Raw genomic sequence first — 14,736 nt, 5'->3', positions numbered from 1 at the left:
CTATCTCCATTCCAATGTTAATTTATTTTTGGTCGGTGGCACATATTCCGTTTTGCCTGTGCGGAGTTTCCATGCTTGGTATCTGCTTTTGTCGATCGTAAAGATTTTAAGCAGAGGATCTACACTTAAGACATCAATAATATCGGGACTTAGGATCGAAAGGCAATTCTTAGCTAGATCCAAACGATAACCGATGTTTGCTCTTAGGCCGGCAAATGTACCGTTAACAAAAATCATTACTTCGTCTGGAGTTTCTAACATATCTCGCGGTAGATCGTAATCGTTCATAGAAACATCCCAACTTGAATAATTTTCAAAGTCGAAGGTTCTTTCTTGCTTTTTGTAGTCTTGTCTTTTTTCGATAAGTATTTCATCGTACCGGACAACGTCAACCTCTTTGGCCGTGCCATCACTACGCAGTAAAGTTCGTTTGGGATAATTGCTCTTATCTCCGAGTAGCTCTACCTTTTTATCTTTAACAATTAGAGTATGATTATCTAAAATAATCCAAGAGTTGGTTGGTTGCCTGACACCACTAACATAAACAGTTAGGTGGCCAGGGTATAATGACATCTCTGTATTGTAAACATTGGGGCACCCGTAAACAAGATCGTCTGGCCCGAGGATTTCTTTTTCGCACGTTGTATCAGATCCGGTTTCAGGAGGCTCAATTACATATGTGAGCTTTCCAGTAAACTTCTTAGGTAATCTAAAACCTGTTCCATCTTTAAGCTCGACAATGTAATACTGTCTTATCCCGTCTAACCATACGGCAATTGCGCCAGCATCGTATTTGTATGGTACACAAGTCGTGAATTCATCATCATCATGAGCATCTACATTACGGATGATAAGTGGATTAGAGATGCTCTGAGCGAAGTTGAACGCGTACATATGAAAGATATCCATATCAGTATAAGGCACATTAATTTTGACGCCTTGCAAAGTATTTTCGTAGGTATAACAAATCATTTTGATGGCTGCAATATCATCGGCGTTTAACGCATCCCAGGTTTTAGTGTAACTGTTCCAGGTGCAGTATTCGCCTAGTTGCTTATCTTCAAGACTAGTGAGGAATATCTTAATTTCCCCGTTTGTAGCGGTTAGCTCTTCGGCGTCTTTTTCTTTTAAAGTGATGACTGGCGTCTCGTTACTGATGAGCTTATAGTTCATGTAAATAAGAGACTCATCGGTACGGCCAAGATAGAATGCGGGAATAAGCTTGCCCTCATCAAACAAGTTTAAATACTTGTCGTTGAGGATAATATATTCCTGATCTTTCATTAAGCCGTCGACGGTTAATTCTCCAAGAACATCGTCTCGATGAATATCGTTTTGACGAATTAACATCCCATCGACAAATAAAACAATTTTGCTATCAGGCTCTATTTTGGTGACATCGTACTTAACAACGTAATTGGTGCCGGCCGCGTTCATGTCGGTTACAAAACTGGCTTCGTACAGCATGTTATAATTCTTAATCAAGTCTTTCATCTCGATGATAGACCAAACCATATTACGTTTAGCGCCGACAACATAGATTTTGTCATTATCAAATTCAAGATCGCCGGGGTGTATTACTTCACCGTTAACGAATACCAGCGGTGTGTCGAACTTATTTAAGAGCTTAATGATGCCGCGTCCATCGGCCAGGTACTCTTTAAGATAACCATACTCATGCTGCGTGGAACGCATGATCTGTAAATCGAATGTGTTGCCAGGAACATTGGCCGATACTACCTTAGTAATATTATCGTAGTCCCATTCTGCATCTTCTAGGTTGTAGCCGTTAGCAAATACGTTTAATGGGTAACCAAAGTCACCGATGTAATAGCTCGTGCTGATATCTTTATTGCAGGTGATGCTCATCTTGCCTGAATTTCTTACCCATGTGAATTTAAAAGTTACGGCTAGGATATAATCATATCGTTGGGCCGCATCATGATTGAGCACGATGCCACCGGGGACGCTGCAATAATCATGAGTGTTGGAGTCTAAGCTATGGATTAAGAAATCGCCGTAGATGCTTTCTTTTGTGTATCCATAGAACTCTGTATTCACCGGAGAGATATTGATCTGTGGGTTGTCCTTATTGATCTTAACAAAACGTTTATCTAGCCCTGTAACTTTACCGGCGTTAACATGTACCCATGATGGAGTCTTGCCCCATATTTTATTTTTTGGATAGTTGAAGACAACATCATTTACTTTGATAAGTTCCTTGTTAAGTGAATGATCAACAAAGAATCTGCCCTTCTTAACACTAGGAACAATATACTGGGCCATGGCGTCATCTGGAAAAATAACTTTAGGTGAAACTACGCAAGGAGAGCAAGAGTGCTCACAATTAGCGCTTTTCTTCGGACACAGACTATCATGGCATTTATCACAGGTGAGTGGTGGATCTGTAAGGCAATCCTTGTCCATCGTAAATTTTTCGTCGTTATCGAGTAATACTAGGTTGCCCCTTAAATTAAGAGGGCTAAGCATTACATAGTCATCAAACATAGCTAAATTAATATCGGAAGAATCCACGTTGACTGCTTTGACTGGTTGCCATGAGTTACCGTCCCAGTACATTAAGACTCCTTCATAGATCCACAATTGACCATTAACCGGATCGTCAGGTTGTCCTATGTTTAAAATATGATCGGTTATTTGGAACCGGTCTTTAAAAGATAACATCCATTCTTTTTTGTTCTTGTTGTACCAGCGAATTTCATTGTCTTCGGTGTTATTCCAGACGGCACCATGCACGTTTGCTTGCTCTGGAAAAGCATCTTCGCCGGGGTTGTCTACTATGTGCTTAGTAGCCTCGAATATTTTTCTAAGCTCTTCGTTTTGAATGAGCTCAGATTGCCGGCCGGGTTTGAATTTTCTATAGTCTTCAGCCAAAATAACTCGCCTCCTTGGTTATGAATTAAAATGGCGACGTAGGCCATATGGGATTATCAATGTCGCAAGTATTTGGAAATTCTCGTAATTCTTGCATATAGAGATAGATTTCTTTAATTTTTTCTGGAGAGTCTGTGGTTACTATATTGATTGCCGATTGATTGTTGTATCTGTCTATTTTTTCCTGAGTCAACTTAATTAATTTGTTACGCTCTGCTCTGATAGATTCTATTTTTATCTGTTTCGGCTTTTCTGGCTCATACAAAGAAATTGGTTTTTCAGAAAATACTGCGCGTTGACCTCTGGTTGCTAAATCATCTATATTTGGCTTTATCGAACATTTACCTATACATTGATTGTTTTTATTGAAAATGTACCACATTTTATTTGACTCCAATTACTAAATAATTTACGTACATTCCTGATGTGACCAGACCATATCTTCCATGAGAACAAGTAACAGGATTTTGCAATGTACCGCCATGACATAAATGATAATGAAGAACTTTTCTGCCTTCTAAGCGACATTCTTCGTAGTCGTCATCATCCCATTTATTCCAATCATTGTCACCGCCCGAACTGTAAGTGTTAAACCCTATATTCATTGGGGACACGAAAAATGTACACTGGCTTTCAGTATATCCGTTAGGGACAGGTAAAAGTTCACCATGTTGTGCAATTCCGGAAAGAATTGATATATCTCCACTCCCAGTGGTTGTAGTTGGTGTTGTTGATGGAGGTATCGTTGGTCCACCAGATTCACCGGTAGGTTTTGGTATACTGTCAATGGCTCCCTTTAATGCGTCGATTTGACTTTGTAACGAACCGTCAGTTGAAGCTCTGGCGCCTGCTTCTGCTGTATCTGCTGCTATTCTGGCCGCTTCCTCTGCATCTACGTCTGCAATTCGATCAGCAATTTCTCTATCTAGTTTTGCGTTCAACCAGATGAACGTATTTTTGCAAATTGTGATCCACTTGCTTCCATCCCACCATTTTATAGTAGGCCCGTCGCCAGCGTTTAAATAATAGTCGTCTGGATCGATCCAGAAGTCGCCATATTCTTTCACGGCAGGCTCATTGACATTCTGAAAAAAGCGGGGATAGGGATTGCCGATTTTAAGCGAACAGAAATACTCAGCCATAACAACTGTACCAGCGGGATGTGCTTCTTTAAGAGCGAACCGGATTTCATCACTCTCGATAATGCCGGTGTTTTTTTCATTTAGAATTTTATTATCAACAACAACGCTGAGGTTATTACGCTTTAATATATAACAACCTTCTTCTAATTCAAATAATGGGTAGCCATCGTCGCTTAGTCGCTTTGTCCGTTTTTCTCCTTTAGCGTTCTTATACGTAAAAGTCCTATCACCGTTATCAGTAGTGAGAATAGTAAATACTTCGATGAAACGATTAGTGTCTTTATCGATACAAAGAGTACCGTCGCCTCGGATTCCTGCCGGAACCCAGTCTGTTTCTCCGGTCAATTTAATATAAATCGTTCCAGTAATCTTATCTACTTTTAAAGTACCATCTTGGATAAGTTCCCAAGATAACTTCGAGTCGTCATTTTCTGTGATAACTAATGATCTGCCATTTTGTGTAATGACTTCATTGACTTTCCTTACGCCACGAGGTTCTAGTGTAGGCATAAGCAGTACCTCCTTCGTTAGTTCGTTTCACTGGTTATATTACTTTTTGTAGAGCCTATATACAGTGAACAAAAAAGAACTTCGTTTCGCTAAAAACAAAGTTCTCGAATCTTTACTTTTCTTTTTTGTCTCGTTCTTTCATACTGCTGCTAAAATCCCAGAACGCTTTTATAGTTTTAAGTAGTTTAAACAGCCCTTCAAACGAGTTAATTTGCGTGATGATACTGTAGCTCATGAGCCCTAAAAGGAAGTTTATCCCCATATATACCTTACTGCTTACATGGGTTAGAGCGATATCTGAAGCAGCCCAAGTGAGTATCGCCATGCCGAGAGCGGACACCAGTACTTTGCAATACCGGATCTTGCTGTTTTTTTTGTTAAGTATCGTCAAGAAATCTTGCGTATAACTCCCGAAGAAGGAGAATACAAATAAGACTAAGAATTCAATTATAGCTTGGGTTGTCAGCATTAGCTCCAATCCTTTCACCTCCCATTGGTTCCGCCCTCCGATTTATCTTGTCACTTATCATTTTGAAGGTGTTGGATTCTAGCGATGGACAAGAAAGCACTAAGCATAAGTATGATAGAAATGATTATCTTTTGCTGTTTATCTTGAATACTTCTGTTGTATTCTTTAACCAGATCTTCTTTCATAGCTTGGAACTGCGTCGGCCGTTTAGAATGTTTCGCATTGATAATATCAACGACGTTAAAACCTTGTACTATAATTAGTTTGTAGGTTTCTTGCTTAACGCCAATATTGGAAATATCTTTAGTACCAAGGATGTCTCCTTTGTCTGTAATATACACCGGCTGCAAGAATTCATATCCTTCGATTCCTCGATATCCTTCATGTAAAAATACTTTTTTAATTTCATTTAATTCCATGGTAGTAACAACTTTATGGCTTTGCGATGCCGGCTCTAAAAATTCCCAGAATGCATATTTGCCATTTTGACTCACTATACTTTTAATAGCTTTGCTGCCTAGCTCTTTGTTCCAGTGCAATTCGATCTCTTGTTCCCAACTGCGCTGAGCGGTTTCGTAGGAACAGTTGTGAGAAAAGTCGCCAAGTACGCCTGTCTTCGAAGCTACGAATGGATCGTTGTTATCGTTCTCGATTCCGTTTAGATACTTCTTGTTAACTTCATTGGCAACAATTTTAGAAAAATCACTTTCAGGATTTAAGTAGCTAATGTCGTAGGCCAACTTATCATACTTGTTGTTGTAAGCAGTTGATAGATTATGTGTGATATTACTGACGATACCGCCTCCTACGAGTTTGGCTTTGTCGTAGTTTTCGTAAATCAAATCCTCTACGAAAAACCATTCAGCTTCTTTTAATTTAGAGAGCTGATCTTCGTAGTTCTCTTTTGTGTTTTTGATGTCGTAGTAATCCATAGCTATGTTTCCTGTTAGTGTCAACATCACTAGTAGGGCAATTATGCAGGTGGCTATATTTTGATTGTGCTCGATGTTTTTGATAAGATCACGCATTACTCATCCGTCCTTTCTGGTTGTTTTGAGGCACCTGGAACATCGAGAGCGGTACTCCGACCGAAGTAGAAGCCTATAACCATCGAGAAGATAGATGTGAATTCAGTTGATGATAGCAGTCCACTGATTGCTAAGTAGCAAAAAGTAAATGTTATAAGCATCGCAATCGATTTGCGTACGCTCAAAAAGTTTTCTAAGATTTTGACCAATTCTTTTTTAGACATCAACAAAACCTCCTTTTCTTATGTCACTGGATATATTACTTGTATATTTTATTGTATAAACAACTGAATAACGGTCTACAATTGGAAAAGCGGCGTCAACCCTAAGGTTCAGGGCAGTGCCGCTTTTAAAAACTTTTTGTTACATGATGAAGGCATATGGTGCGCTAGGCGCAACAATAATTGAGCCTTCAATATCTTCGCCCCACTTAGGCCTGGAGCTCAGTGTACCAATAATATCTTTGCTTGAGTGCTGCTTAACAGTTAAACTACCGTCGATATTTTCAACGACATTTTGTTTTACGGTGAGACCACCTACAATATCGAGAACGCTTTCCATAGTTTTGATTGCTATTGAGCCATTGATAACAGCTTCGTTTGTTTGCTTAACCGTGAGGCCGCCAGTAATATCTTTTGTAGCATCGACAGCTTTCAGTGTTAATGAACCGCTAATAACAGCTACGCTTACTGATCTTACCGAGATCGATCCCGCTAATTCATCTTGTTTTTCGATACCTACCAGTGTTAATGAGCCATTGATAACAGCCTTATCTTTCTGTTTCACTGTGATAGTACCAGGCAGGTTTGTTTCTTTGACGATAGACACGATTGTCATAGAGCCATCAAGAACAGGTTCGTTTTTCTGTTTTACTGTCATCGAACCATTAAGATCAACACCAGCATTGACCGCTACATAGTTAAAAGAACCTTGCAAATCCGTTTCGAATTTCTGTTTGACAGTAACAGAGCCAGGTAGACTTGCTTCTTTGACGATAGGTACAATTGTCATGGAACCATCAAGAACAGCTTCGTCTTCCTGTTTTACGATTAACGAACCAAAAATTTCTTGATTAGCCGATTTGTTTGATATTGTCACAGAACCATTTAGGATAGCTTCATCTTTCTGCTTTACTACGATAGAGCCATCGGTATATGCATTTTTTTCTTTTGTAACGATGTCTAATGAACCAGGTATCTCAAGCAAATTCTTTCTACGGACTGTAAGGCCGCCAATGATGTCTTTAGTTATCGCCTTTTTGGGAATTGTCATAGAGCCTTCGATATCGTTTTGGTACAATCCGTTGACTATCGTTAAACTACCAGCGAGTTCAGCTTCTTTCTTAACTCGTACTGTGAGGCCGCCATAAATATCTAATAGTCCCGCGCTAGGAGGATAGTAGTTCCAGGCATATTCTAAAACGGGTGAACTACTGGTCTCTCTAGAACCAAATGTAGTGGGCACTGTTAGCAAAGTGCCGGACGTATCGCGTACAACAAAGCTGTAAGTCTGGCTTATAGTAGCGTTTTGTTTGAAGAAGTTAGCAAGATTAAATTCGACGTATTTAGCGCCGACTACGACACTGGCGGTTGCCACCATCTTGGATAGAGCAGGTTGATTTGCCCAGTTGACACCGGTTTCCGACCAATCCGTTTTATTTGAAGTATAAAGAACTAAATTAGCAACCGCGTTTACTGGCCGAATCGTAGTGAGTCTTAACTTAGCATACTTCAAATTTGCAAGATCGGTCACGCCCATTGCATCAACATTAAAAGCAATAATTGAACGATAATCTTCTGTATCAGATACTTTACCTACAACCAATTCACTGCCTTGACCAAATTGAAGATACGGAGCATTCGATGCTAACGTAGCATCTTTGATTGGCGCGAGCTGAACCTTCTTACAAGGAGCTTCAATTACGTTAACTGTGCCAACCATTTTATTTGTTACTATTTCTGACATTTTTCTACACCTCAGTTCTCATTGTATTGAGAAGTTTTGTATTTAATTGTCGAGACGGATGGCATCACCTCAAATAAAATAAGGATATAGCATTGCTGCATATATCCTTATTACCTACAGGAGTAGTCTTATTTAACTTCTATCTTGTCGGAGAATTTATCTAGCTGAGCAACAAAGTTGTTTTCGATGTTAACGATCGCAACTTGTTTTTTAGAACGAACTTTTACTTCCCCGTCAAAATCAGTATTATTCTTCAAGAAACCGCCATCGTAATTTTTAAAAGTCCTCATTGATTCTACTCTATGCGGTACTTCTCCAAATACAATAATGGATTTAGAAATTCGTGTCGTGGCTTCTTTAAGTATTATAGTGTTATTTCCGTGTGAGAATTTGTCTATAGGGATAGCTCTGGCAGGGTTTATGCTTGCTTCAAATACTTCTATACCATTAACAAGAATGCTATAAGGTAATGGAGTTGCTGCATCTTCATTGCTATAAATTACTCCTGATACAGTAACGGAACTGATCGCATCTTCGTAAAAATGGGTTGGTGCTATGTTAACAGAGAATATTAATATTATGGGTGTTATTTGCATTGCAGTAATTGATCCCTTACCTCCATTGCCGCCCCTGTAGCTACTTGCCCAATGAGTAGTACCGCTTATTCCTCCGTTGGCAGTTATTGACCCAGTGTTAGTATAGGTCCTTATATAGAACAGATTGATCGAACCGCCGCCGGAGCCACCACCACTAGCAGCACATGTTGTCGACTCCTGATAAGCATTACCGCCATTGCTTCCGTTAGAAGCTATAACTCCATTATTAACAATGTCATTTGCAAAGATTACTAATAAGCCGCCTGTGCCATTATCACCTGCATGTCCATTGTTTCCTGCCTTAGCTCCGCCGTTATTGCCAGCTCCACCGCCAGACGCAAAAGCAGAATTAGTGGACATCGCATTACCTCCTGGGCCACCATTTTCACCGCCTGGATTGCCTAATAGACTATCTCCTGACGATGCACGACCGCCGCCAGCTGAACCGCCAGAATAAGATGTTCCTGCCGCTCCCAAGCCACCATATGAATAACAACCGCCGCCGGTGGCTCCGCCACCTGTTTGCCGATTAGCACCATTACTTCCGCTGGGGGAAAAAGAAGGCTTTGTAACTGTGTCTTTTATGCCACCAGCAGCACCAGCTGCTGGGATACATTCGAATGTATTGTCGTCATTTTGATATAGATAGACATTTTGACCAGCAGCTTTTGCGCCTCTTGCTGTCATGACTATTGTGCCATTATTTATTAAACTACCTGTAACGTAAATAACCACACCTTTTTTCCGAACTTTTGGAGTTATAATAACGCCCGCATTGATCGTAAGATTACCATTATAAATTAATATAAGCATTTTTGTGTCTGCAATAGCGTCTCCTAGTGTAGGCGTTGCTGTATATGTTACATCTTCTAAAAAGTTATAAACTTCGACATCGATATTTACATTTTCATTATTTGCAGCCAAGACGAGCGTGCTGTCTCCATCAGGAAGCCCGCCCGCCACATAATCATAAATTGTATTTTTGCCACTAAGTATTTCCATTATCAATCACCCCCAAGAATCTGACGTTATTTAACCTCTAACAGGTTAGTATATCTGTCTAATACGATAGTAGCTATATTACCGCTCTTTTTTATTGATCCGAAGTATTTACCTTTGGCTTTAGCCAGTCCGTATATTATCGTACCAATCATATATGCCATTACTAGAAGTGAGAACGGGCGAGACAGCGAGTACTTGTAAAGTAAAGGAGTTAATAATTACTATTTTGCCTAGACCTGTACTTCCATTAGTTTTAATTCTGACTCGTGTTACATATTGGCAAAGTTGCTTTAGTAAATACAGTATAGGTTGGTCCCGCTATGGGCGCTACTACAGTATTTATATCCCAATAATTATTATACATATTTAGAAGTCATGTTAGTTCACCACCAATTTGTTAGTATATTTATCGATAGATATACTGTATTCATTGGTATTTGAGTTAGTCGTTTTGCCTGTAAAGCTATTCCTGAATTTAGCTACGTTAGTACTTAAATCAATATTGTTTTTTATAAAACCGCCATCAATAGATGTAAGCGTACGTTGAGCTGTTAACCTATGCGGACTTTCTTTTGTGATATTAAAACTAATAGACGCGCTTCCTATAGATGATATTACTGTTAAAGAGTTAACTCCATAATCTAAACTATCAACAGGAATTAATTTAGGGCTTACTGAATCAAAGTCTGTTATACAACCTTTACTAGTGTGCTCTATTTTAAAAGCAAGATCGTTACCGCCGTAATCTTTGCACTCTATATAGACTAATGCTCCTTTGTGTTGCCCTTCATAGACATGACTCGCATCGAGCATTTTGATTATCGTCTGTGGGTTTTCCGATGTGATGTTTATAGTCTTTTCATAAATCGTATTTGTCGAATCTTTTACGAGTAATTTAATGGTATGTACTCCAAGCAAGTTCGCGAATGCCTTTCCGGGGATAATTACATCGACGTTTCCAACTATCTCGGCATAATCTTTATATACTGCAGAGTCTATTTGAATTTGATAACTATATGGAGAATTACTTACATAGATTATATCGGCATGCAAATCGATTGTATCATAAATTGAGTTAACAACATTTTTTGATATTTGTAACGAATCGATGCTAAGACCAGCAGATAGCTCCAAATACCATTCGGAGTCAAGTCTTGTTCCTTTACTAACAAAGTAATATTCACCAGGAGGTAAATTTGATAAAGTCTTTTCCCATTGGTTAGAAGCCAAGTACGTAACAACTTGAGAAAGTGAATTAGTTATATCTACCCAAAACTCATTATCTTTTCTATATACTACAAGAGCCGCATAATAATTTTCGTAACCCTGGCCTGGCGATCTCCATATATTTACAGGCTTATCAATTGTTAAAAATAATGGATAGCTTGCTCCTATCCATTCATACATATAACTATAGCCGCTATTTACAGCCTTTATAGTACTACTATTAAATAGAGCTGCTGCAAGTGTACCGTATGGCCCTATACCGCTATATGAGACAGGTATCACTTCTGGTCCAAGATTAGCTATATTAGGTTTACAAGTTCCCGCCATCTATGCCACCTCGATTTTATCAGTAAATCTGTTTAGAGCAACGATTGATTCGTTCTCCTACATATAAAGAAGTTGTACTTAACAAAACCTTGTACGACTTCTTCATTACCTATTCTGGTATATTATTTACTACGCGGGGTTTGCCGTTGCGTTAATATTAAAATCGCCGCCGCCAAAACTATCCTTTACTGAGATAATTCTTACAAAGAATGATTTTTTAGCATTTTGAGCTAACGCTCCCAGTCGTAATTCGGTTACCGGAACAAATGGAGCATCGGTTTCGCACATCTCTACAAATACTTTTGTAGGCAATTCAGGAGTAGTGTTGATAACTAAGTTGTTAACGTCAAAACCGAACTTGTTAATCGTTTGTACTTCTTTAGCAAGAGAACATTGACTTGCTATCAAAGTGCCAAAGTCGAGCTTCTTAATGAGGGTCCCAAGATCAGTAGAGAAGTAATTTCCGGTTGGATCAACAAACATGATGCCATAGTATGAGCCAACAAACTCTTCTTCACAGAAACTTTCCGCACCAAACTCGTCTTTGATTTCAAGCCGTATTGTATTAGCTTTATTGAAGATGATTTCGCCACGATCGACTTCGTAAAGAAGAGTAACTGGAGAAGCGCTTAATTCGTTCCACGTCGACTTTTCAACACCGTTAATTAGAATCCGATATTGCACTTTATCATTGTCATCATCACCGATTGTAGCATGATATTGATTGCCTGAAAGTACACTTGTGATTTTAGGTGCGGTATTGACCCTGGTGATGTAGATCGCGCTCTCTGTCATAACATCTCGCGCATCGGTAGCTTCGATTTTAATAGCTGTCGTACCCACCGGGAATAAAGTATCAGGAAATACTACATTAACTTTGCCGTCCGTCGGAACTGCCGCTGGCTTCGTATACTCTTCGCCATTGAATAAAGCGCGATAGGTTATACTGTCTTTTTCTAAATCATAGATATTACAAGATACAGTAATAGTCTCTCTGTGCATTGTATCAGGAGTAGCTGTTAAGTTAGCAATAATAGGGCCTGCATTCGGCGGCAGGGCCACAACGAATGATGTCATACTGTCGGTGCCTTCAAGATAAGCTAAAATGTCGAGCTGGGTGCTTTGAAAGATCGGAGCAAAATCTCCGGATTGTAGAGTCTCTAACGTTGTTTGGGTCATTCCTTTTGTTGGCAGTTCTGAAGGTTGAATGGTTTGCCACGCGTAGTCTATAGTAGCTGGTTTAAAGAGTTTTATCTCGTCTATATTGGCGGCGAGCATAGCTCCTACAGCTGTTATTTTTATTTTGTATTGTTCGTAGGCTTTGGTTGGTACTATATCAAATGTTGCAGTTTCAGCAGTGTCACCTATTATAGTGTTGTCGGTAAGCAGTAGTTCCCAACTACCATTGTTACCGCCATAAAATTCAAACCCTTTAAGTTCATAGTAAAGTGAACTGCCGGTTATTGCTAAGCCATTTACTAACTCAGCAGTTGGACACGTAATAACTATCTCAGGGTTTGAACTTAATGAGTACATTGTGGCGGCAACGCCTTCGTTAAACATCTCAACTACACTGTTTTGCATAGGTGTCGTTCCACCTATTGTATAACCATTTGCAGTGGTTGAAGCCATACGAGGCAACAACGAAGTCTTTCCACTATACCCAGACATAACCCTACTCTTCCAGCTACTCCCGCCATCAAAACTGACAGCGTACTTTCCGCCAGTACCTTCCACCGTGATGCTATTTATTCCTGAATAACCATGAAGATCAATAGAGGTAATTGGCGTAGTCTGGACAGTGCCGTGATTAACCGGCGTGATATCAACTGTCGGAGTCGTACCTGCGTCAGCCTGGATTAAGAGCTGCACAGTGTTTTGATCGAGAACTCCAAATAAAGGAGCATAATCACCATTGTCTAAGAGAGCTAGTTGTGTGTTATCAAAGCCTTTTGTAAAATCTTGTGCCGAGCCGATTGATGTTAAGACACCGGCCGCCGCCGTATAATAAGTCGTTACTCCAGAAGCTACCTGAGAAATCAAATATGTATTCGCCATATTACTCAACTCCTATTTTGTTAATAAATTTATCAAGAACCAGTTTAAATACATTGTTGCTTTCTGAAGTTATATCACCAGTTTGCTTCACACTATTGGGTTTAGCGGCGCTATTAAAATCGATATTGGTTTTAGCAAAACCGCCGTCAATTGCTTTAAAAGTGCGTTCCGCCAAAACTCTGTGTGAAATTTCTTTTGTTATTTGGGCCGAAACAGACGATGTTTCATTGTTTACTGTTTGGATCTCTAGAGCTACTATATTAACACCATCAATAAAATCAGAAGAGTTTACAACAGTATTGATTGATGTTAAGTTAGATGCTATGCCGTAAGGGATTTTCTCTTTATTGTTAATAAGCAGTTTCCATGAGGTGTTAGAAGGTATCATACCTTGTGGAAATACTACGTCGGCCTTAATTTCTACTTGAGAATGATTGATGTATATATGAGTAGGATTAATTTCTACTATTTTTACATTAACAACTTCAGGATCTACTAATAACACAGGTCTAAATCCTATATTGCTGCCGCCACTACCAGAACTCCCATAAGAATGAATACTTACAGAAGAGTATCCTCTAACTATTCTAGAAGAATTACTGGTTAGTGATACTGTTGATACCCACGAATACGTATTGCCCCAATGCCAAATATTATTATCGCCAGCAGTTATCTTGTCTCCTAACGTAGATTCAACAATGATCTTATCCCACTCATTATCTTTATCAGTAGATGCTATGCCACCAGTCATTAATCTAATAGTGTATTTATCTTTACTATTTATAGATAAAGGTAAGCCACTTCCTGAAGCAATACCTGATGTATTTAGAGTATCCCATGATATGGAATGTTGAAGGTTGCGATCAGGTATAAATTTCTTACGTCCAAAAGCATCATAACCTGCAAGAACAAAGTAGAATAACCCATTTGGTGTAGCTGAATTTGCAACTGGTATTTCATCAGCAATACACGGTCCTAATTCAGATAGATTACCCACAGCCCCAGAAGTGATAGAAGTATATCTGCAAGGTATGCAATCTCCAATAACTTTTGCGTTATATACACTATCAACTTGATTTAATATTGGGTGAAGTAAATAACCTGTATCATCAATGTCTATGGAATCAATTGAAACCCATTTACCATCAGTACAAGTAATAACAGCTGTGTGAATACCGTAAGTAAGTCCCAATATTTCAGCATTTAATGCTTGGAAAACAGCGGAGCCACCAAATTGTGTAAATGTTGCCATTTGAGTTCCATCAATAGTAATAATACCATTTGAAGTTTGTAATGTATCATTAATAACTACACAATTTAAACGAAATTTGCTTCCTTTGAATTTAATAGTTGTTACCATAGAAACTGCTTGAGTAATTGCTCCATTCCAATAATTAGCACCAGACATTTTACTAGCACTGCTAGAATATTTTATTCTACTATCTGTGTCGTCATATCTACGCCAACCTGGTTCAGGTGATGTTAAAGCCTGTCCTATTGTTGCCATAATTCAATCA

At 39.1% G+C, this 14,736-nt stretch carries 11 protein-coding genes; all 11 read right to left on the bottom strand.

From position 1 onward, the window contains the following. The gene (locus ACZ449_RS00935; protein ID WP_464256631.1) at nucleotides 1-2,895 is read right to left on the bottom strand and encodes a hypothetical protein; all 2,895 of its coding nucleotides are present in this window, start codon (nucleotides 2,893-2,895) and stop codon (nucleotides 1-3) included. A 25-nt stretch (nucleotides 2,896-2,920) separates the two neighbouring features. Next, nucleotides 2,921-3,277: a hypothetical protein gene (locus ACZ449_RS00930; RefSeq protein WP_464256630.1), complete on the bottom strand. Its 357-nt coding sequence runs from the start codon at nucleotides 3,275-3,277 to the stop codon at nucleotides 2,921-2,923. Nucleotide 3,278: 1 nt separating this feature from the next. After that, on the bottom strand, nucleotides 3,279-4,547 hold the full coding sequence (locus tag ACZ449_RS00925; protein WP_464256629.1) for a hypothetical protein: 1,269 nt from the start codon (nucleotides 4,545-4,547) through the stop codon (nucleotides 3,279-3,281). A 112-nt stretch (nucleotides 4,548-4,659) separates the two neighbouring features. After that, nucleotides 4,660-5,025: a hypothetical protein gene (locus ACZ449_RS00920; protein ID WP_464256628.1), complete on the bottom strand. Its 366-nt coding sequence runs from the start codon at nucleotides 5,023-5,025 to the stop codon at nucleotides 4,660-4,662. A 41-nt stretch (nucleotides 5,026-5,066) separates the two neighbouring features. Beyond that, nucleotides 5,067-6,044 carry a hypothetical protein gene (locus ACZ449_RS00915; RefSeq protein ID WP_464256627.1) on the bottom strand — a complete coding sequence of 326 codons (978 nt, stop codon included), beginning with the start codon at nucleotides 6,042-6,044 and terminating at the stop codon, nucleotides 5,067-5,069. Continuing rightward, nucleotides 6,044-6,268 (bottom strand): hypothetical protein, encoded by a 225-nt coding sequence (locus ACZ449_RS00910; RefSeq protein WP_464256626.1) that lies wholly within the window; start codon nucleotides 6,266-6,268, stop codon nucleotides 6,044-6,046. Before ACZ449_RS00910 ends, ACZ449_RS00915 begins: the two co-directional genes overlap by 1 nt. Before the next feature lie 139 nt (nucleotides 6,269-6,407). Further along, nucleotides 6,408-8,009 (bottom strand): CBM96 family carbohydrate-binding protein, encoded by a 1,602-nt coding sequence (locus tag ACZ449_RS00905; protein WP_464256625.1) that lies wholly within the window; start codon nucleotides 8,007-8,009, stop codon nucleotides 6,408-6,410. Between the two features lie 128 nt (nucleotides 8,010-8,137). Next, complete coding sequence (locus tag ACZ449_RS00900) at nucleotides 8,138-9,607, bottom strand: hypothetical protein (RefSeq protein WP_464256624.1); 1,470 nt, start codon at nucleotides 9,605-9,607, stop codon at nucleotides 8,138-8,140. 378 nt (nucleotides 9,608-9,985) lie between these two features. Beyond that, nucleotides 9,986-11,161 carry a hypothetical protein gene (locus ACZ449_RS00895; RefSeq protein WP_464256623.1) on the bottom strand — a complete coding sequence of 392 codons (1,176 nt, stop codon included), beginning with the start codon at nucleotides 11,159-11,161 and terminating at the stop codon, nucleotides 9,986-9,988. 129 nt (nucleotides 11,162-11,290) lie between these two features. Continuing rightward, on the bottom strand, nucleotides 11,291-13,219 hold the full coding sequence (locus tag ACZ449_RS00890; protein WP_464256622.1) for a hypothetical protein: 1,929 nt from the start codon (nucleotides 13,217-13,219) through the stop codon (nucleotides 11,291-11,293). 1 nt (nucleotide 13,220) lies between these two features. Continuing rightward, nucleotides 13,221-14,726: a hypothetical protein gene (locus ACZ449_RS00885; RefSeq protein WP_464256621.1), complete on the bottom strand. Its 1,506-nt coding sequence runs from the start codon at nucleotides 14,724-14,726 to the stop codon at nucleotides 13,221-13,223. Nucleotides 14,727-14,736: the final 10 nt, after the last annotated feature.

The organism is Desulfosporomusa polytropa, assembly GCF_055380075.1.
The sequence above is the reverse complement of the archived record's forward strand: the minus strand, read 5'-3'. Positions and strand labels throughout refer to the sequence as shown.

What these genes read in the sequence shown, in the direction of transcription:
- ACZ449_RS00930 (WP_464256630.1), bottom strand. Translation starts at nt 3,277, where the DNA reads ATGTGGTACATTTTCAATAAAAACAATCAATGTATAGGTAAATGTTCG.
- ACZ449_RS00925 (WP_464256629.1), bottom strand. Translation starts at nt 4,547, where the DNA reads ATGCCTACACTAGAACCTCGTGGCGTAAGGAAAGTCAATGAAGTCATT.
- ACZ449_RS00915 (WP_464256627.1), bottom strand. Translation starts at nt 6,044, where the DNA reads ATGCGTGATCTTATCAAAAACATCGAGCACAATCAAAATATAGCCACC.
- ACZ449_RS00910 (WP_464256626.1), bottom strand. Translation starts at nt 6,268, where the DNA reads ATGTCTAAAAAAGAATTGGTCAAAATCTTAGAAAACTTTTTGAGCGTA.
- ACZ449_RS00905 (WP_464256625.1), bottom strand. Translation starts at nt 8,009, where the DNA reads ATGTCAGAAATAGTAACAAATAAAATGGTTGGCACAGTTAACGTAATT.
- ACZ449_RS00900 (WP_464256624.1), bottom strand. Translation starts at nt 9,607, where the DNA reads ATGGAAATACTTAGTGGCAAAAATACAATTTATGATTATGTGGCGGGC.
- ACZ449_RS00895 (WP_464256623.1), bottom strand. Translation starts at nt 11,161, where the DNA reads ATGGCGGGAACTTGTAAACCTAATATAGCTAATCTTGGACCAGAAGTG.
- ACZ449_RS00890 (WP_464256622.1), bottom strand. Translation starts at nt 13,219, where the DNA reads ATGGCGAATACATATTTGATTTCTCAGGTAGCTTCTGGAGTAACGACT.
- ACZ449_RS00885 (WP_464256621.1), bottom strand. Translation starts at nt 14,726, where the DNA reads ATGGCAACAATAGGACAGGCTTTAACATCACCTGAACCAGGTTGGCGT.